Below are 17,485 nucleotides of genomic sequence, written 5' to 3' on the forward strand. Positions count from 1 at the left end.
TAAAACATAATGGCAATGAAGCAAACACAGACCAAACTCTTTAGTTTTGGCGACACAGATTTGGATTTTAGTGTGGTCTCAAAGACCTTTTTTCCTGATCGTTTTAAAAAAATGCTGGCGCTGGGTTATAACCAACAGACAGTAGCTAGTGTTTCCGTATCAGGGAATCAAGTGACGCTGAATTATGGTGTAACACATGGCTATACAGCTGATCGCGTATTAAAAGTGAACTCTGGGGCATTAGCTGCGATTAATGGTGGAGAGTTTTGGATTGATGCTGTTACAGCAACTTCAGTTACTTTGACCATTGATAGTGCACCGACATCGATTCTAGGAGGGTTTACGACCAAGATTGCTTCACTGGGCTATTCACTGGTTTATGAACAAGGCAATGTGCATGTTTATAAATTTAAAGCCTTGGATGATAGTGACCTATTCTTACGCTTATGTTTTCAAGATGTGTCGGGGAGTCGGAATTGTGTTAGTCCGTGTATAGGGAAGTCTTATGATGAGGTAACTGGAGTCATTAATGATCCCTTAGCACTCAATGAAACACGTGCCATAGCAAGCCCAACAAATGGAGTTAAATGGGAATTCCAACTTTATCCGTCAACTAATAACTCGGCAACATATAGTCAAGCATATGCTGGCTTTGGTAAGGCTGTCATGCTCGGCAGTATCTATCATCTTGCACTACTGACCAATTTTGAAGCGGGAGGTGGGAGAATACATGCTATCTTACCGAACGCGACTCATGATTATGCCCAATTAGACTACCCACTCTTAATCGCTGAAAATTCAGGTGCTTCTAATATCAATACATGGAATTACGATCAAAATGTGACAGGCCGTGCATATATTGGAAATATTCGATGTGGTTTAGATAATTTTACTGTAACAGCCCCAACTCAATTGATAGCAAGTCCATTAGCAGCGCAATCCTTCTTATCTGCGTCAATAGATGCATTTAATACCACCACAGCTAATCAAATTCCCATTTATGAATACGCAACATCGCAATTTTTAGGGTTTTGCTATGGGATGTATCTCTGTATGTATAGTAACAACAACAAACCATCCACGGACAAGACTGTTACTCCAGCATATGGGGAAGATGTAAATACAGCAAAGTTGTATACACATTATTTCGGAAATAGCTCATACACCTATTTTTGTCTGCCGATTGAGGAGATCAAAATTGACTCTTAAACTGTCTAAATTCTTCTGGGGTGGGTACACAGCTAACCCTCAAAAGTTGGTTGAACTGGGCTATAAGATTGGCATTCTGCCGAAACCTATGATCACCGTGCTGAGTAGCGATCAGGGCTTTGGAGTGGTCAAGGGAACAACAAAAAAGCTCGGTCAAAACTACTCACCTGTGCCTGTATGTTGTTTTAAGCGAAGTACTCGGCAGTTACTTTGGGAAACAGTTTCAAAGCCTGATGGTACTTATTCGTTTCGGAACATTGCCGTAGGACTGGAGTGCTTTGTGGTGGCCTTTGATCCTAATGGACAATATAACGCAGTCATCTCAGATAAATTGGTGGCCAAATGATTCAACCCTCTTTAAAAGCCAGTCTGGCACAACTGCAAGCACTGGCCGCATATCTCGATCAAGGAAGCTCAAATGCTTCCTTTGTTTTTTATGATGATGCGAAACCTGCTTCGGTGTCGGTGGCAGCGAATAATGCTGCAAAACTGGTGATCCTAACTTTGCCTAAGCCATGCTTAAAGACGATGCATGCTGACCGTATCGAGCTGAATCAAACTGATGCAGCAACGGTAACGAAGGCAGGTGTTGCAACATGGGCACGCTTACTCAATGGTGCTGGTGAAGCCGTTGCGGACTTTACCGTGGGTACGGATATTGAACTGGCCAATCCTGAATTGGTTTTAGGCAGCACCTTGATGATGAACTCCTTGATCCTCAAACCATCTACATAAGAGGTGGACATGTGGCGAACTATATTCCACCTGATGCACATCATGTAAATCTTAATTTTAAAGACATTGCGACGGGCTCTGCCGATCTTAACTTTGGTGCGGATGAACAAAACCTTGCATCACTTGAAGCAACGATTGATACCTCATTTTTAGCACTGATTCAGGCGCAGAGTTTTGATTTTAATGCGCTTGAAGCTGAGTTCAATGTTTCATTCCGCGCAGAGTTAAAAGCGGTATCGGGTCAAACTGCACAGCTTGAAGCCACTATCAATACAGGATTTACCCCTGAGCTGAACGTGGTGGGGATTAATGCGTATTGCTCCCTCGATGCAGTGATCAATACGTCATTCAATCCCGCCTTTGATGCCTTGTTTGATATTAATCATCAGCTCGGTGTTGAGCTGAGATTCAGTGCTGTATTTGAGCGTGCAATCCCCCAGCTTGGATCAACAGAAATACCGTGGGCGAAACCAGTCTTAAGGGTGTCAAATGACACCTTTTTTTACGATCGTGGATTGGTGCTCAACCATGGCAATGACATTGGCTTTCAGCGTGGACGAACACTATCTGAATCCATTCATGCGGCATTTGACCAGGGCGCGAATCTCAGTCTAAACCAAGGCGTGCGCTGGCAAGAAAATCTCAAAATTCGTATTGCGCGTGATTTGTATTTTGATGAATCGATCAAACTTCGATTGAATCGTGAATTCTCCCATCAGGAGATGATCCGTAAACGCCGCAACATCTCATTTTCACATCAGGTCGCACACGTCTTTGAAAAGCGCTTTAGCTTTGATTGGGATAAAGGGCTGGAGCTGGTCACACAGGATGAGATCCCATGGGATAAAGCCAAATCCATTCATTACCGCAAACATCCCGTTCAACCATGGCCAGAGCCTGAAATTCCTGAATATGAAGGCACAGGGGATCTCGAGTTTGTGTGCTTATGTGATGAACTGGATGTGCACAATGTTGAACTCAACTTCGGTGCAGATGATTGCATACCTGGCATACCAAATCGTAATTGGTGGTACATATTGAATAATTTATCTGTGACACGCCTAGACAATGGTGTAGAGATTCAAGTCTATGATGGGAATTACAGTACTGATCGCAGCTGCTGGTGTTGGTCCTATAGTTTGACCGTACCGGCATCCCAGGTTAGCAAACTGGAACCCATCAATGGCCAACCTGTGATTTTAAAAATTATCGTGAATGGTACCGAGCATCAAATGTTGCTTGAGAACCGCCGACGTTCTCGTAAATTCGCCCAAGATACCTATACTTTAATTGGTCGCAGTCAAACCGCACTGCTTGCTGCACCGACAGCGCCTTTACGTTCATTCTTACAAGAAAATGATCGAACCTCCGTCCAGTTATGTCAGGCGGAGCTGGATCGCGTTTTTAGCGATACGGTACTGAATTGGCAGTTGATCGATGCCTTAGGCTGGATCGTTGAACGTGAATGTTTGAGCTATTCCAATTTAGCACCGATAGATGCCATCAAGATGGTGGTTGAAAGCGGTGGTGGGTTTATTTATAGCGAAAAGGGTAGCAATACGCTGACCATTAAACCGTTGTATAAAAAGACCTTTTGGGATGTGCTATCGATCGCTGAGTATGATCGCATGCTGCCTGAGTCTGCGGTGGTGAGTCAATCGACTGATTATCAGATCTATCCTGATTACAACGGCATTACGCTGACAAATGACCGTAAAGGACCACCAGCTCAGGTAAAACGTACTGGCACTAGTGCTGATATTCTACTTCAACCTGAAAACAATCCGTTGTTCAACTATGTCAGCATGAAGGCCTATGGCAAAGCCAAACTTGCCAAAGCAGGAATGGTCGAAACACACACCTACAGCATGCCGATTTCGCCTGAAGTAGGTGAATGTGTACCAGGAGAGGTGCTGGCATTTAATGCGGAATGGTGGGGCATTGTAGATAGTGTTAGCGTCTCGTTCAGCCATGCGATCGTCAATCAAACTGTGAAAGTGGAGCGTGTCAATCGTGAGTAATGCATTACAGCGTTTAATTGATTTACTTCCTACTGCTGCAGAGTTTGTAGGAACGATTACTAGCGTGGACCATCCCAATTACAAAGTGTTGGTGGTGGGTGGATCGGGATTAAATCTAGTCACCAGTTCAACACGTTACAACCTAGGAGCAACCGTATTTGTATCTGATGGTGAGATCAAGCGACTCGCGCCATTGGGTGAAGTGATTCAAATCGAAGTTTAAGTTTAGAAAAGTATATAGCACCGAAGGGTGCTTTTTTATTGCCAAAAATTAGGGGGAATAAATGGAACCAGTGTCCACAAGCGGTTTTGCTGCGTTTTTAAAGTTCTACGGTGCAGCGATTATGGTTACTTTAGCTATAGCACTTGTTGCAACGGTTGTGATCATGATGCGTTTGCCACGCTCACCACAAGAGTGGGCCGTGGGTTTGATTTGTACAGTTGTATCCAGTCTGACTGGTGGAGCTTTCATTATCGTGAAATGGGGTTTACATGAGTGGGTAACGGATATCTGGGGGATGATTGCCTTAGGTGGATTCTTCTTTGTCTGCGGGTTACCGGGTTGGGCTATTGTTCGTTGGACGTTTAACTTCATCAATAAGCAGGAGGGGAAGACGATTATTGAAGTGGTTAAAGAGCTTAAAAGTTCAAAGGATGAATTAACCAAATAAATTAATTGAGTTTTTATGCATAAAATATTTCATGTTTTAAAAGTGAACAGTTTGAAGTATAAAAGAGCCAATTACTTTATAAGAATGAGTCATTGAAATGCACCCTATTAACGTTCTGTTTGTAGCTGGGTTTGGACCTATTACAATAGCAGACCAAGAAAGCAAATTGCTCTACAGAGACACCTTAGATCTTCCAATTAAAGCAATGGAAGGTAATGAATCATATATGAGCACTGGCGATGGTGATCTAGGTGGTGTTAAGCATTTTGCACTATGGCCTTTAGCTCAGGTAGCTGAGTCTTGCTTTGGTATAAAAGAATGGCCATCTGAACTTACAATCCCTCAGAGTTGGATTGAGTTTGAAGTTGAAGATATTTCAGCAGCTTCAGCTTACATGGTTTCTAAAGGTCATCAGTTACTTGTGAATAATCGTCTAGAGCCTTGGGGACAATCAGTTACTCGTTTTCTGAGCCCTGAGGGGGTGCTGATTGGCTTAACAGTAACGCCTTGGCTACGAGTTTCTAAGTCATAGCAATTTCAAACCTATAGCTGACCAATTTTCTGGTCTATTTTTATCCTATTTACCGCCTTAAGGCGGTTTTTTAATATTTGAAGGAAAGTGAAATGAAGTCGATATTTGATTTTTTAAGAAAGATCAGCGGTGGGACACTCACTCAAAAACAAGTTGATGCTGCTAATCAAGTGATTGCAACAGCTTCAGATTCAGCGGTGGCTGATATGCTGGGTCTTGCGATCGACCAGATGGTGGTTAGTCTTTTTGGTGTTGATCTCATCTGTGGTTTTGAGGGTAAACGACTTGCTGCATATGACGATGGTGTGGGGGTATGGACGATTGGATTCGGTACCACAGTTTATCCCAATGGTATCAAAGTCAAAAAAGGTGACACCTGTACAGAAGTACAAGCTAAGGCTTACATGGCCCATGATTTAAAGAAATTTGAAGCAGCTGTAAATAATGCGGTGACTGTGCCTCTCAACCAAAATCAATTCGATGCACTGGTATCACTTGCCTACAACATTGGGACTAATTCATTTAGCAAATCAACTTTGATGAAAAAGCTGAATGCCAATGATATTCGCGGCGCAGCGGATCAGTTTGATGTATGGGTGAATGCGGGTGGTAAGCGCATGCAAGGTCTTGTTAATCGTCGTGCTAAAGAAAAGGCTTTGTTTCTATCATGATCAAAGCCTTATTGCTGTGCATCCTGCTATCAGGCTGTACAGCGCATTCGATTTCGACAAAGGTGCATGTCACTGTATGTGTTCAGTGTATGAATTGAGAAAGCCTTTTGATGATGGCAATTTTGTATAAGTCCTTTATATTAAATATTAGATGTACTAGAGTTTTTAACTAACCTTGGATTAAATAAAATAATGCTTGTATGCCGCTTGTGCTAAATATCACAGATTTAAGATATTAAGATATTTCATGCATAAATTAAGCAGAAGTGCCTAATAAAAATAGTTTGTATAATAATCAAAATCTTGTAGTTTTAATGTGTATTTACATAATGCATATGTGTATATTATGGATCATATATTATTCAAATAAAAAAATTAATTCTTACTAGAAGAGGGTTCAAAATAATGTACAAGCTTTCTCTGACAATTTTACTATCTACGTTTTACATTCAAAATGCCTTGGCAGTTGAAGGCGGTATTGGTCGTCCTATTACAGGGATGCAGGTTCAACCACTGAATGGCTTATTACCAACTGAAGAAGGCGGTGTTCTTACACTTTCCAGTATTTACTATGACGGTAATTTTGAGCGCTCACGTAATGTCCCTATCGCTGGGGAGCTAACAGGCGGTCTGGACTATGGGGTGTCGTACAATATGCTCAATGGAGTCTTTATCTGGAATACCAGTGAAAAATGGAGCTTAGCAACAACTGTAGGCATCCCTATTCAACATACTAAAATTCATGCTTACTTAAGCAATCGTGAGTTTGAAGACAGCTCAACCAAAATTGGCGATGCCATGTTTTCTCCATTAATGGTCAACTATCACCTTAATCCAATTATGCATACCTTATTCGGGGTTTCAATTTATGCACCGACAGGTAGTTATGATGCTAGCAAACTCAGTAATGCTGGGCAAAATACATGGACATTTGTACCCAACATTGCATTTACCACCATTCTTCCAAAAATGAACGCTGAAATTACCACCAATATGGCGTATGAGTTTTATACTAAAAATGATGCTACAGACTATACCAATGGTGATATTTTCCGCCTTGATTTATTGGGCTTAAAACGCTTTGGCGAGGTGGGGGGAGATGGTTTGGGTCTTGGTGCTGTCTTTGGTTATATTGAACAAACCACTGATGATGAAGGCCGACTAGCTGACCGCTTAAATGGTTTCAAAGGTCGTGCTTTAGGTGCTGGCCCAATTCTAACTTATGACAAGAAATTGAGTAAAACATCCGGAATTTCTGCATCTTTACGCGGTGTTTACGAGTTTGATGTAAAAAACCGTCCTGAAGGTGAAGCCTATCAATTCAGTATTAATTATCAATACTAAAACTGAAAAATTGAATAAAAAGATTAAGTCCAAAGGGAAATATAATGCTTAAAAATTCTACAAAAATATTAAGCTCTGCGGTTATTGCTGGATGTTTAACATGTACCCAAACTACATTTGCGACTGATGATGCCGCTGAATTAGCTAAGAAACTATCTAACCCTGTTGCAGACATCATTAACATGCCTTTTCAGCTAAACTACGACAATAATATTGGTACTGATAAAAATACGGAGCGTTATCAACTCAACATTCAACCGGTGATTCCAATTAAATTAAATGATGACTGGAATGTTATTTCTCGTACCGTTCTACCTGTTATTGTGCAGCAATATGACGGGATGGATAAAAGCACTGATTGGGGTGTGGGTGATATTACGCAAAGTTTCTTTTTTACCCCAACACCAAAAAGTCCTGATGACCTCATCATTGGCTTTGGCCCTGTAATTTATTTACCAACAGCCTCTGAAAAAGTATTTGGCCCAGACCAATATGCGTTAGGTCCAACGGCAGTAATCGCAAAACAAAGTCATGGCTGGACGGTTGGTGCATTGGCAAATCACCTTTGGGCGGTAGAAAAGAAAGAAGGTGCTGAAGGCATTAATAGTACGTTTCTACAACCCTTCGTCAATTATACAACGCCAACTAGTGTGACGTATTCACTCAATACCGAAAGTACCTATGACTGGAATACCGATGACTACACCATTCCAGTGAATTTAACTGCAACAAAAATTGTCAAAATAGACAAGCAGTTAATTAGTATTGGTGGTGGTTTCCGCTACTGGATTCACGACACAGACAGCAGTGCTAAAGATTTTGGCGTTCGACTTATTGCCTCATTCATTTTTCCTAAATAATCCTTAATAATCTTAAAAACTTATTTAAAAACCACCGAGTACTTATAAACATGAAATATTCAAAAATCGCACTACTTACCGCATTATCCATATGTGTAACTCAATTATATGCATCCACAATTAAAGTCACTCCTGATAATTTTGTGCGTGCCGAAACTGATTTATATATCAAAGCCTTAGCAGCTAAGCCAAATGGCTTTGGGGGCTTTGATCATACTCGTTCACCCTCTTTGATTGATGATCAAACAGTTATTCGTTTAAATCGTGACACACTCTACTCTTCAGCTATATTTGACTTGAAAGCAGGCCCAGTCACTATTACCTTGCCAGATGCTGGTAAGCGCTTTATATCTATGCAGGTGATCAACCAAGATCACTACACACCAATGGTCAACTATAAAGCTGGTAGTTACACACTGTCTGAGGAAAATGTAGGTACACGCTATGTGACCGTTGCAATTCGTACTTTTGTTAATCCAATGTCTGAAAAAGATTTAAAAGAAGCACAAAAAATACAGGATAAAATTAAGGTTTCACAGCCAGGAGGTCCTGGAAAAATTGAACTGCCAGAGTGGGATCACGCTAGCCAAAAAACAGTGCGTGATGCTCTCTTAACACTGAATAAAACTTTGCCAGATACTAATTTTATGTTTGGTACAAAAGAGGAAGTACAGCCTGTTCGTCACTTAATCGGTTCTGCTTCAGCATGGGGGGGGAATCCACAACGTGATGCAACTTACCTGAATGTTTATCCAACTAAAAATGATGGAAAAACTGTTTATATTATGACTGTGCCAAAAGATGTCCCAGTCAATGGGTTCTGGTCAATCAGTGTTTATGATAAAGAAGGATTTTTCCAAAAAAATGATTTGAATAGTTATACGCTAAATAACATTACAGCTAAAACTGAGAAAGATGGCAGTTACAAAATCCAGTTCGGCGGTTGTACAAAATCTACAGTTAACTGTATACCAACCTCTGAAGGGTGGAACTACATGGTTCGCCTGTATCAACCTCAAGAATCTATTCTGAATGGCACATGGAAATTCCCAGTAGCGCAACCTAAATAATCAAATCAAAAAGGAGGTCTCAGACTTCCTTTTTTCTGCATTTATATAGGAATTAAATAATATGATGATGAAAAATAAAATTTTAATGATTGCGTTGCTGGGATGTAGTTTAGGCCTTAGTCCTGTAACGTTAGCAAAACTGACACAACAGCAAGCCGAAAATTTAGTGAAAGAAGCTTATATTTTTGGTTATCCAATGGTAGACAGTTACCGTGTGCAGTATTCATATTTTATAGACAAACAAAGCCCTGAATACAAAGGCGATTGGAATCAAGTGCATAATGTTGCGCGCGTCTTTACACCTAAAGATACGGCAATTCAAACCCCAAATTCTGATACGCCATATTCTTTTGTAGGTGCAGATTTACGCACAGAACCTGTGGTGATCACAGTTCCAAAAATAGATGCGAATCGATATTACTCAATCCAACTGATTGATATGTATACCCATAATTTTGCGTATATTGGTAGTCGAGCAACCGGAAACGAAGCGGGTAATTTCCTCTTGGTTGGTCCAGACTGGAAAGGTAAAAAACCAGCAGGCATTAAAGCTGTCATTCATTCTGAAACAGATTTAGCCTTTTTATTGTATCGAACACAATTATTTTCAGATCAAGATATTGATAACGTAAAAAAAATTCAAGCGGGTTATAAAATCACGCCACTTTCAACGTTTTTAGCAACCACCACAGTACCTAAAGACGCCCCTAAAATTAACTTTATTAAACCATTATCACTAGAGAAACAAAAAAACTCACCTGAATTTTTTAATATCATGAACTTTACTTTGAAATATGCCAATGTTCATCCTGATGAGAAAAAGCTGATTGACTCATTTAAACAAATTGGCGTAGTTCCAGGTAAAACTTTCGAATACGATAAACTTGATCCTGTTGTTCAAGCAGCGATCCCAAAAGGGATTGAAAAAGCATGGACTGCACTACAGGATCGTAAAGTTAATTTTTTGGATAAAGGTCTAATCAAATCATCCGATGGATTTGGGACTCGTAAAGATATTAACGGCCGCTATCTGGATCGTATGATGGGGGCTGTTTTTGGTATTTATGGTAACAGCGCTGAAGAAGCAATTTATCCAACGTACTTTGTTGACTCAAAAGGTCAGCCATTAGATGGAAAAAACAAATATCAATTAACATTCCCAGCGGGTCAGTTACCGCCAGCAAAATCATTCTGGTCATTAACTATGTACACCATGCCAGACAGTTTACTTTATGACAATGAGCTAAACCGCTACCTTATTAACTCATCAATGACAGATAAATTAGTCAAAAATAAAGATGGCTCAATCACATTGTATTTACAGAATGAAGCACCATCTGCAGATAAAAAAGCCAACTGGCTTCCTGCCCCTGCGGGGCCATTTGCATCGATTATGCGTATTTACTGGCCTGAAAAGGCGGTGCTTGATGGCACATGGAAAGAGCCTAAACTAATCAAAACTTTGAAATAAGCGTATATAAAGGGGTCATATTGGCCTCTTTTTATTTGAAAATAACATTTCCCGTAACCAACTACCTTCCTAACTAAAGTAATCCCGCATCAAACTCCCATGATTCATCAAACAATAGCAACACATGTGGCGGTGAATTCAATTGTTGAAAAAAGCCCTTTAAGTGAGGGCTTTTTTATAAGTTTTATCGTGAGCGAAATAAGAGTTCTAAATTAATTTATTGATACTACTAAAAGTGTTTGAGTGTCTGATTGATTTTGAATTTAATTACTTATCAATATATGCAGTAATAAAGTTTGCAGGGTGGTAGGAGCTTTGTATATGGGAAAAAATCATCATTCCCGAAACTAAAAAAACTAGAATTGTTATTACAGAGTTATAAAATCGCATTCATTACTTATCAATATTACTGAGCTTCAGAGTAACAACATCTTACTGTATTTACAATAAAGGTTTAATTTTATTGTAAAAATCAAAAAATATAAGGCAAATAAATATATATATAAGAAAACTTGATTAAATTAATTTTTAGTGTATAGTTAACTTAACTAGAAAAAAGTCTTGTTTCAGTAAATCTTCTTTAAGTATCGCAGTTTTAGTCATAATCCTTCGTTTTTTTCAGATTTTAAGTCTCAAAATTTATTATTTTCAAAGTTATAAACAGTCAATCAAATGACTCACAATTATTAAAAAATCAGTAGGATTTATTATGTCAAACTCAAATGTTGTTAAAGGTACTGTAAAATGGTTCAACGAAACTAAAGGTTTCGGTTTTATCCAGCAAGAATCAGGTCCAGATGTTTTTGCCCATTTTAGCGAAATTGCTAATTCAGGTTTCAAAACACTGTTTGAAGGCCAAATGGTTGAGTTTAGTGTAGCTCAAGGTCAAAAAGGACCAAATGCTGTAAATATTGTTGCTATCTAAGCAATAATTGACAGTAATAAAAAGCACTAAACAGTGCTTTTTATAAATTGAAAGTTAGTTTTAAAGTTTTTTCAAATCGAGAAAACCTTCAGGAATAGGATACAAGTTGTTAAAAATAAACGATTTAATTGCAAAATCAAAAAATGGTACAGAAATTATAGTGTCGCTCATCCCTTTAAATAAAATACAAAATACTCGTAATGGGTTAAAAACTATAGAAGTGGGTAAGCGAATACTTCTTCAATCAGGTAAAGAAGTTGATTTGAACCTAGATGGAAGAACTTTTTATACGTCTTTAAATCAGATGTTTAAGTTAAATTATAAAGTAATTTAATCAAGTTATATAATTTCTAAATAATTTAAATTAAGGATCCATCTATGTTAAAAAAAGAAGTCACCGTAAAAGATCAATTTGGTACTGAATATAATATTCTAGCAACAGTTGATAAGTCTATTGTAGACCTACAAGATCACTCAAATTTAAAATATATTACTTTTGAAGGTGAGGATATTCGCCCTAGTTTTGAAATGTTTTTTCAGAGCCTTGAAAGTAGTAAGATTTTTAAGTTAATTTAATGTCTATATATAAAGAAAATTTGAATTTTTTATTTGATTTAAAATGTATTAAACCTGTTTTTTTTATTTTAAAATCATATGTGTTAGTTTTTATTTTATTTGCATCTATTATTTTAACTAGTATCATACACAATGATGTTGTTGATACTATTTTGACTATTTTAAATTTTTTTATTGTTTTTAGAATTATTTTTTTGCTGCATGTAAAAATTATAAAGTCCATATTTGAAATTTGTAGCCCTTAAAAATCTATTATTTTCAATTATCTATAGAATACTGAAACCATGACATATCCCTCCCTCTGTCATGGTTTTTTTGTTGCCTCTTCATAACTCATACACATGTTTGTTATTATATTTTACTTTCCAATTTTTAGAAGTTTGCGCACATAGACTTATCCCTTTTTATTCTTTATGATCATTGCTCAAATAATAACCCAACTAAGAATAAAAATGATTTCAAAACAGTTTAGGATCGTCAACGCAGTACTCGCAGTCATTGGCATTGCTGCATTCATTTTTTCCAATACCAAATGAGACCAGACAAACTTGGTGGCTTTAAGGAAGGCACAGAAGAGTATTACGGCTATCAATACGCACGTGATAACAACCTGAAGAATGAGGATCAATGCGATGACAAGAAAGATGATCCTAAAATAAATATAAATGAAGCGTTCATTAAAGGATGTCGCTCATACTTTAAGAAATAAGTGTCTGCCGTACTGTAGTAATGTAAAAGCCCTTCAAGTGAGGGCTATTTTGTATAAGCTTTACGATTTCAAATTGCATGCGTAATCATTTAAAAACTATGGTACTTGTCCAATGAATTTAGCCTTGACTACTAATGGGACTGTTTGTAAATTCTCAACATTTCCTGTTAGTAGATATCCTCCCGATGCTGAGTGAGAGACTAAATTTAGTTTAATTTTATCATAATCTCCAAAAAATGAATGTGCTGTAGAAGTATGTTTGAAAAGGTTTATAATAACTCTATCGGATTCAATTACACCCTGATAAGAATAAAAAGAATCACCTCCGTAAACTACTGGATCGTTCAATATTAATAGTCCAGTGCCAAAATCCTTATTTTGGCTTTCAAATGTGAGAAAATAAATACCATTATTCATAATATTCTCAAGATGTTGGGGTTTGATTAATTGGTACAAATATAGTGATTTATTAACTAATATCTTAATTATGCAATATTAGTAATAATCGATATTGCTACTTATTCCTGAAGTTTTTTTTCACTTTCAGGTAAATTGACATCGGAGTTTTTAATATTTTTTTTAGATTTCATGGTTTTATAGCAGTAGTGAGCTACCAAGCCAATACCTATTAATGTTAATATTTTCATGGAATTTCTCGAATTTAATAAAATATTGATCTCAATTGATAACAGTTATTTTTATTTATTAGTATGTTTTTTTGTAATTGGCTAATGGTACATAAAAGAAATAATTATATGTGTTTTATAAGACTATATTAAATATAAATATTTAACTTTATTTGGTGTTTAAATATGTTTTGATACATTATGGAAGTATCTTAATTGGTATTATAGGTACATGATGTATCTGTCATTAATACTAATGACAAATAAGGATTATAGTTATGTCAAATACTACTAACCAACCTGGCTCGAATCAGGGTCAGCAAGCACCAAAACAGCCTGATAGTGATCAGGGAAACCAAACCCAGAAACATCAACAAGGCGATCAAGATCAGGGTAAAAATGGGTCAAACCAGAAACAACCCAATGATAATAAAGAACAACAGCAAGATCAAAAAAATAAATAATACATCTGCTGACTTAAGATTTTGATTGTAATTAAAGGGGGAAACTCCTTTAATTTTTTATTTTGGAATTTAGTTTATAATTAATATGTTGTTTTTCAATTATATTTTAAAAAAATTATATAATATCAGAATCAGACAGATCCTTAGAAATGTTTAGATTGATCTGAAAATTCCCATCAATATCATCTGTACCCCAATCGCCATATATCAAGGCTTGGACATTAATACCTGATTCCTCAGTCAAATTATTTAACTTTAATAGTCTCGTAAATTTAATCGCATCTTCATCAGAAAGGTATCCTAATTTTAAATCATTAACTAAAACCATTACCGCACATTTTTGGTCTTTATTATTGAAGTCTCTAACTAAAAATGCAGTTACTACCTTTTCTACAGAACTGTCTAATTTAGGGCCAATGATTTCGATGAAAGACCCTTGATAAAATGCACCATTATGAATTTTATGTTGAAATTTATTTATTTTTAAATGTTTGAATTTGCCAGACAATTTGAAATTTTCATTCGAGTTAACCATAACAAAAAAAGTAATTGCTATAATCAACAGGATAGAAAAGAATAACCACATTTTTTGCTCTTTACATGATAGTGTGGGCTTCCCTTAATTTTATCACTAAAATGCTATAAAAATTCAAGTTTACTAAGATAAGCTATTTATTGAATCACGAACACCAAGAATATGCGTTAAACAAGTGATAACTAATATCTAATTTAAGACTTACTTTGATGTAAGACATTAGATTTCAATTTCCAGTTTCTTAGACATTTGAGCACTTAGACTTATCCTTTCTAATTTTTATAACTAATGCTTAAATAGTAGTCCAACTAAAGACATTAATCATCTTAAAATTTCTCTTGAAAATCAATGCATCTTGAATAAAATAAATATTCTATGAAAAGTCTTTTTGAACACAAGCATTTGAAAAAATGAGGGAGAATTCTAGATCATGAACTTTTCTGGGGAAGAGTGGAACAAGCGTTTACAAGTAGTTAATACACAAAAAGAAATGAATAAAAAATATAATTTGGAGATTTCCTATAAGCACGAGGTTCTTTATCAACGCTACTTGACAGGTCAGATAGACCATGAAGAGTTCAAAGAAGAAGTAATGTCGTTAAATAAGTAAATAGATCTTAATAAAAGTATTATTACATGAGCTATCTAGCCATTACTTCTTAATGGCTTTTTCAAATGATCAAAATGTCAATTGAAATCAGCTCCCAATTTCTTCTCAATGTAGCACTTCACTACAGCTTCAATTGCAGTATCACCAACTTGTTCCGCTTCTCGACTGTCTGCACGTGGGCCAACATAAAAAGCAGTCCACCTTGAGTACGAACGCACCAAGCTAATTTTTTCATTTTCGATTAGCTTTCCACATAACTCCCAATCAATGACTGGTGTTGATTTAACTTTCATTGCTTGAGCGAGAGCGTACGGTAATTGACTTGGTGTTAGATCTGATACATTCATATTTAATGAGTTCCATTTATCAACCACAAAAATTACGATGACATATAAGTAAAATCAAAACGAAAATTGCATGCGGACGTGTGGATAAGGGCAAAGCTATAGCTTTTGGTCAGAGTTGTATTCAGTTTGTTCTGTAAGATAGTTTTTCTCAATCACAATATATATTTTTAACACTTATCTGCTTATACTGTGCGAAGTTTTTAGCAACATTCTTTTTGCACGTCGTTTGTACTTTTACAGTTGAGTACATGATTGTGTACATATTTTTAGAGTAGTTTATGGCAGTTGTAAAAAAGTCTGTAGATATCAATAATATACGAAACTTTAGCATTATTGCTCACATTGACCACGGGAAGTCAACGCTCGCTGACCGCTTTATTCAAACCTGTGGTGGTTTGCAAGATCGTGAAATGCAAGCACAAGTACTTGACTCCATGGAACTTGAACGTGAGCGTGGTATTACCATTAAAGCTGCGTCGGTTACTTTGTATTACACTCATCCAAATGGTCAAGAGTATCAATTGAACTTTATTGATACACCAGGGCACGTCGACTTTTCATATGAAGTGTCACGTTCATTGGCAGCTTGTGAAGGTGCATTGTTGGTTGTAGATGCGGCGCAAGGCGTGGAAGCACAGTCGGTTGCGAACTGCTATACCGCAATTGAGCAAGGTCTTGAGGTTCTTCCCGTACTGAATAAAATTGATTTACCACAGGCTGAACCTGAACGTGTGATTCAAGAAATTGAAGACATTATTGGTATTGAGGCGACTGAAGCACCAACCTGTTCGGCAAAAACAGGTCTTGGGATTGATAGCGTTTTAGAAACCCTAGTCAATGTCATTCCTGCACCTACTGGTGATCGTAATGCGCCATTACAAGCTTTAATTATCGACTCTTGGTTTGATAACTACTTAGGCGTTGTTTCTTTGGTGCGCGTGAAAGAAGGTCGTGTGCGTAAGGGCGACAAGATGTTGATGAAATCAACAGGCCAAACACACATTATTACTTCTGTGGGTATTTTTAATCCTAAACATACAGAAACAGACATCCTTGAAGCGGGTGAAGTTGGTTTCGTAATTGCAGGGATTAAAGACATTTTTGGTGCGCCAGTGGGTGATACGATTACCCTTGCCAACACACCAGAAGTCAAAACCTTACCAGGCTTTAAAAAAGTGAAGCCGCAGGTTTATGCAGGTTTGTTCCCAATTGATTCAAGTGAATTTGAACCGTTCCGTGAAGCTTTGCATAAACTTCAGATCAATGACTCGGCGTTATTCTTTGAACCTGAAAGCTCAGATGCTTTAGGTTTTGGTTTCCGTTGTGGCTTCTTAGGCATGCTACACATGGAAATCGTACAAGAGCGTTTAGAGCGTGAGTATGATTTAGACCTAATTTCATCTGCACCGACAGTGATTTATGAAGCGGTGATGAAGAATGGTGAAACGATTTATATCGATAGCCCATCTAAAATGCCAGATGGTTCAACGGTCGAAGACTTACGTGAGCCGATTGCTGAGTGTCATATCCTTGTACCGCAAGAGTATTTAGGTAATGTCATGACTTTATGTGTGGAACGCCGTGGTGTTCAAAAAGACATGAAGTTTATGGCGAACCAAGTTTCAATTACCTTTGAAATTCCAATGGCGGAAGTGGTGATGGACTTCTTTGATAAATTGAAGTCATGTTCACGTGGTTTTGCATCGCTCGATTATAACTTTGTACGCTTTGAAAGTTCATCATTGGTAAAAGTCGATGTTCTAATCAATGGCGATAAAGTCGATGCCTTGGCAATGATTTGTCACCGTCAAGATGCCCGTCACCGAGGTATTGCATTGGTTGAAAAAATGAAAGATTTGATTCCACGTCAAATGTTTGATGTGGCAATTCAAGCGGCCATTGGCGCACAAATTATTGCTCGTTCAACCGTAAAGGCAATGCGTAAAAACGTATTGGCAAAATGTTATGGTGGTGACGTTTCTCGTAAGAAGAAACTGCTATCGAAGCAAAAAGAAGGTAAAAAACGCATGAAACAAGTGGGAAGTGTAGAAATCCCACAAGAAGCGTTCTTGGCTGTGTTGAAAGTAGAAAGATAAAAAGGTAGGAATA

General features: G+C 37.4%; 21 protein-coding genes. 18 read left to right on the forward strand and 3 right to left on the reverse strand.

From position 1 onward, the window contains the following. Window positions 1-9 precede the first annotated feature (9 nt). The 15 genes from WH214_RS11380 (at window position 10) to WH214_RS11450 (ending at window position 12,085) form a co-directional block, all read left to right on the forward strand. Window positions 10-1,209, forward strand: a complete 1,200-nt coding sequence (locus WH214_RS11380) for a hypothetical protein (RefSeq protein WP_339420981.1) — start codon at window positions 10-12, stop codon at window positions 1,207-1,209. Then, on the forward strand, window positions 1,199-1,555 hold the full coding sequence (locus WH214_RS11385) for a hypothetical protein (RefSeq protein ID WP_087010926.1): 357 nt from the start codon (window positions 1,199-1,201) through the stop codon (window positions 1,553-1,555). The genes WH214_RS11380 and WH214_RS11385 overlap by 11 nt, the downstream gene beginning before the upstream one ends. Continuing rightward, window positions 1,552-1,944, forward strand: a complete 393-nt coding sequence (locus WH214_RS11390; protein WP_339420978.1) for a hypothetical protein — start codon at window positions 1,552-1,554, stop codon at window positions 1,942-1,944. Before WH214_RS11385 ends, WH214_RS11390 begins: the two co-directional genes overlap by 4 nt. A gap of 11 nt (window positions 1,945-1,955) precedes the next feature. Then, window positions 1,956-3,965 (forward strand): hypothetical protein, encoded by a 2,010-nt coding sequence (locus WH214_RS11395; protein WP_339420976.1) that lies wholly within the window; start codon window positions 1,956-1,958, stop codon window positions 3,963-3,965. Then, window positions 3,958-4,188, forward strand: a complete 231-nt coding sequence (locus tag WH214_RS11400; RefSeq protein WP_004980417.1) for a hypothetical protein — start codon at window positions 3,958-3,960, stop codon at window positions 4,186-4,188. The genes WH214_RS11395 and WH214_RS11400 overlap by 8 nt, the downstream gene beginning before the upstream one ends. 61 nt (window positions 4,189-4,249) lie before the next feature. Then, a complete protein-coding gene (locus tag WH214_RS11405) occupies window positions 4,250-4,636 on the forward strand; it encodes a hypothetical protein (RefSeq protein WP_339420974.1) in 387 nt (128 codons plus the stop codon). A 97-nt stretch (window positions 4,637-4,733) separates the two neighbouring features. Then, window positions 4,734-5,168 carry a glyoxalase gene (locus WH214_RS11410; protein ID WP_336955085.1) on the forward strand — a complete coding sequence of 145 codons (435 nt, stop codon included), beginning with the start codon at window positions 4,734-4,736 and terminating at the stop codon, window positions 5,166-5,168. Between the two features lie 92 nt (window positions 5,169-5,260). Further along, entirely contained in the window at window positions 5,261-5,839 is a 579-nt protein-coding gene (locus WH214_RS11415; RefSeq protein WP_339420972.1) for a lysozyme, read from the forward strand. A 405-nt stretch (window positions 5,840-6,244) separates the two neighbouring features. Then, window positions 6,245-7,183 carry a SphA family protein gene (locus WH214_RS11420; RefSeq protein ID WP_339420970.1) on the forward strand — a complete coding sequence of 313 codons (939 nt, stop codon included), beginning with the start codon at window positions 6,245-6,247 and terminating at the stop codon, window positions 7,181-7,183. Between the two features lie 44 nt (window positions 7,184-7,227). Next, window positions 7,228-8,043: a transporter gene (locus WH214_RS11425; RefSeq protein WP_339420968.1), complete on the forward strand. Its 816-nt coding sequence runs from the start codon at window positions 7,228-7,230 to the stop codon at window positions 8,041-8,043. A gap of 50 nt (window positions 8,044-8,093) precedes the next feature. Beyond that, window positions 8,094-9,113 carry a DUF1214 domain-containing protein gene (locus WH214_RS11430; RefSeq protein WP_339420966.1) on the forward strand — a complete coding sequence of 340 codons (1,020 nt, stop codon included), beginning with the start codon at window positions 8,094-8,096 and terminating at the stop codon, window positions 9,111-9,113. A 61-nt stretch (window positions 9,114-9,174) separates the two neighbouring features. Continuing rightward, entirely contained in the window at window positions 9,175-10,584 is a 1,410-nt protein-coding gene (locus WH214_RS11435; protein ID WP_339420964.1) for a DUF1254 domain-containing protein, read from the forward strand. A gap of 709 nt (window positions 10,585-11,293) precedes the next feature. Further along, the gene (locus WH214_RS11440; RefSeq protein ID WP_004693381.1) at window positions 11,294-11,509 is read left to right on the forward strand and encodes a cold-shock protein; all 216 of its coding nucleotides are present in this window, start codon (window positions 11,294-11,296) and stop codon (window positions 11,507-11,509) included. A 106-nt stretch (window positions 11,510-11,615) separates the two neighbouring features. After that, a complete protein-coding gene (locus tag WH214_RS11445; RefSeq protein ID WP_004693379.1) occupies window positions 11,616-11,843 on the forward strand; it encodes a hypothetical protein in 228 nt (75 codons plus the stop codon). A gap of 44 nt (window positions 11,844-11,887) precedes the next feature. Then, window positions 11,888-12,085, forward strand: coding sequence for a hypothetical protein (locus WH214_RS11450; protein WP_004693376.1), 198 nt, complete (start codon window positions 11,888-11,890; stop codon window positions 12,083-12,085). Between the two features lie 805 nt (window positions 12,086-12,890). On the opposite strand, the gene WH214_RS11455 is transcribed toward WH214_RS11450, so the two are convergent. After that, a complete protein-coding gene (locus WH214_RS11455) occupies window positions 12,891-13,211 on the reverse strand; it encodes a GrlR family regulatory protein (protein WP_339420962.1) in 321 nt (106 codons plus the stop codon). A gap of 487 nt (window positions 13,212-13,698) precedes the next feature. On the opposite strand from WH214_RS11455, the gene WH214_RS11460 reads away from it, so the two are divergent. Beyond that, window positions 13,699-13,884 carry a hypothetical protein gene (locus WH214_RS11460; protein WP_339420961.1) on the forward strand — a complete coding sequence of 62 codons (186 nt, stop codon included), beginning with the start codon at window positions 13,699-13,701 and terminating at the stop codon, window positions 13,882-13,884. Window positions 13,885-13,999: 115 nt separating this feature from the next. Here the strand turns inward: WH214_RS11460 and WH214_RS11465 are convergent, their stop codons facing one another. Next, window positions 14,000-14,470, reverse strand: a complete 471-nt coding sequence (locus WH214_RS11465) for a hypothetical protein (protein ID WP_339420960.1) — start codon at window positions 14,468-14,470, stop codon at window positions 14,000-14,002. Window positions 14,471-14,849: 379 nt separating this feature from the next. Here WH214_RS11465 and WH214_RS11470 point away from each other — a divergent pair, with 379 nt between their 5' ends. Continuing rightward, window positions 14,850-15,029 carry a hypothetical protein gene (locus WH214_RS11470; RefSeq protein ID WP_119062839.1) on the forward strand — a complete coding sequence of 60 codons (180 nt, stop codon included), beginning with the start codon at window positions 14,850-14,852 and terminating at the stop codon, window positions 15,027-15,029. Between the two features lie 77 nt (window positions 15,030-15,106). Here WH214_RS11470 and WH214_RS11475 read toward each other — a convergent pair whose 3' ends face one another. Further along, the gene (locus WH214_RS11475) at window positions 15,107-15,376 is read right to left on the reverse strand and encodes a phage protein NinX family protein (RefSeq protein ID WP_336955078.1); all 270 of its coding nucleotides are present in this window, start codon (window positions 15,374-15,376) and stop codon (window positions 15,107-15,109) included. A gap of 278 nt (window positions 15,377-15,654) precedes the next feature. Between WH214_RS11475 and lepA the strand changes: the two genes are divergently transcribed. Further along, window positions 15,655-17,472, forward strand: coding sequence for a translation elongation factor 4 (gene lepA / locus WH214_RS11480; RefSeq protein WP_004693672.1), 1,818 nt, complete (start codon window positions 15,655-15,657; stop codon window positions 17,470-17,472). Window positions 17,473-17,485 lie beyond the last annotated feature (13 nt).

This window comes from Acinetobacter sp. MYb191, from assembly GCF_037572605.1.
Taxonomy (GTDB): Bacteria; Pseudomonadota; Gammaproteobacteria; order Pseudomonadales; family Moraxellaceae; genus Acinetobacter; species Acinetobacter johnsonii.

Bases quoted from the DNA above. Each gene is read 5' to 3' on its own strand.
- WH214_RS11425 (WP_339420968.1), top strand. From the start codon at position 7,228: ATGCTTAAAAATTCTACAAAAATATTAAGCTCTGCGGTTATTGCTGGA.
- WH214_RS11440 (WP_004693381.1), top strand. From the start codon at position 11,294: ATGTCAAACTCAAATGTTGTTAAAGGTACTGTAAAATGGTTCAACGAA.
- WH214_RS11405 (WP_339420974.1), top strand. From the start codon at position 4,250: ATGGAACCAGTGTCCACAAGCGGTTTTGCTGCGTTTTTAAAGTTCTAC.
- WH214_RS11390 (WP_339420978.1), top strand. From the start codon at position 1,552: ATGATTCAACCCTCTTTAAAAGCCAGTCTGGCACAACTGCAAGCACTG.
- WH214_RS11435 (WP_339420964.1), top strand. From the start codon at position 9,175: ATGATGATGAAAAATAAAATTTTAATGATTGCGTTGCTGGGATGTAGT.
- WH214_RS11460 (WP_339420961.1), top strand. From the start codon at position 13,699: ATGTCAAATACTACTAACCAACCTGGCTCGAATCAGGGTCAGCAAGCA.
- WH214_RS11455 (WP_339420962.1), bottom strand. From the start codon at position 13,211: ATGAATAATGGTATTTATTTTCTCACATTTGAAAGCCAAAATAAGGAT.
- WH214_RS11410 (WP_336955085.1), top strand. From the start codon at position 4,734: ATGCACCCTATTAACGTTCTGTTTGTAGCTGGGTTTGGACCTATTACA.
- WH214_RS11415 (WP_339420972.1), top strand. From the start codon at position 5,261: ATGAAGTCGATATTTGATTTTTTAAGAAAGATCAGCGGTGGGACACTC.
- WH214_RS11470 (WP_119062839.1), top strand. From the start codon at position 14,850: ATGAACTTTTCTGGGGAAGAGTGGAACAAGCGTTTACAAGTAGTTAAT.
- WH214_RS11465 (WP_339420960.1), bottom strand. From the start codon at position 14,470: ATGTGGTTATTCTTTTCTATCCTGTTGATTATAGCAATTACTTTTTTT.
- WH214_RS11420 (WP_339420970.1), top strand. From the start codon at position 6,245: ATGTACAAGCTTTCTCTGACAATTTTACTATCTACGTTTTACATTCAA.
- lepA (WP_004693672.1), top strand. From the start codon at position 15,655: ATGGCAGTTGTAAAAAAGTCTGTAGATATCAATAATATACGAAACTTT.
- WH214_RS11475 (WP_336955078.1), bottom strand. From the start codon at position 15,376: ATGAATGTATCAGATCTAACACCAAGTCAATTACCGTACGCTCTCGCT.
- WH214_RS11450 (WP_004693376.1), top strand. From the start codon at position 11,888: ATGTTAAAAAAAGAAGTCACCGTAAAAGATCAATTTGGTACTGAATAT.
- WH214_RS11380 (WP_339420981.1), top strand. From the start codon at position 10: ATGGCAATGAAGCAAACACAGACCAAACTCTTTAGTTTTGGCGACACA.
- WH214_RS11430 (WP_339420966.1), top strand. From the start codon at position 8,094: ATGAAATATTCAAAAATCGCACTACTTACCGCATTATCCATATGTGTA.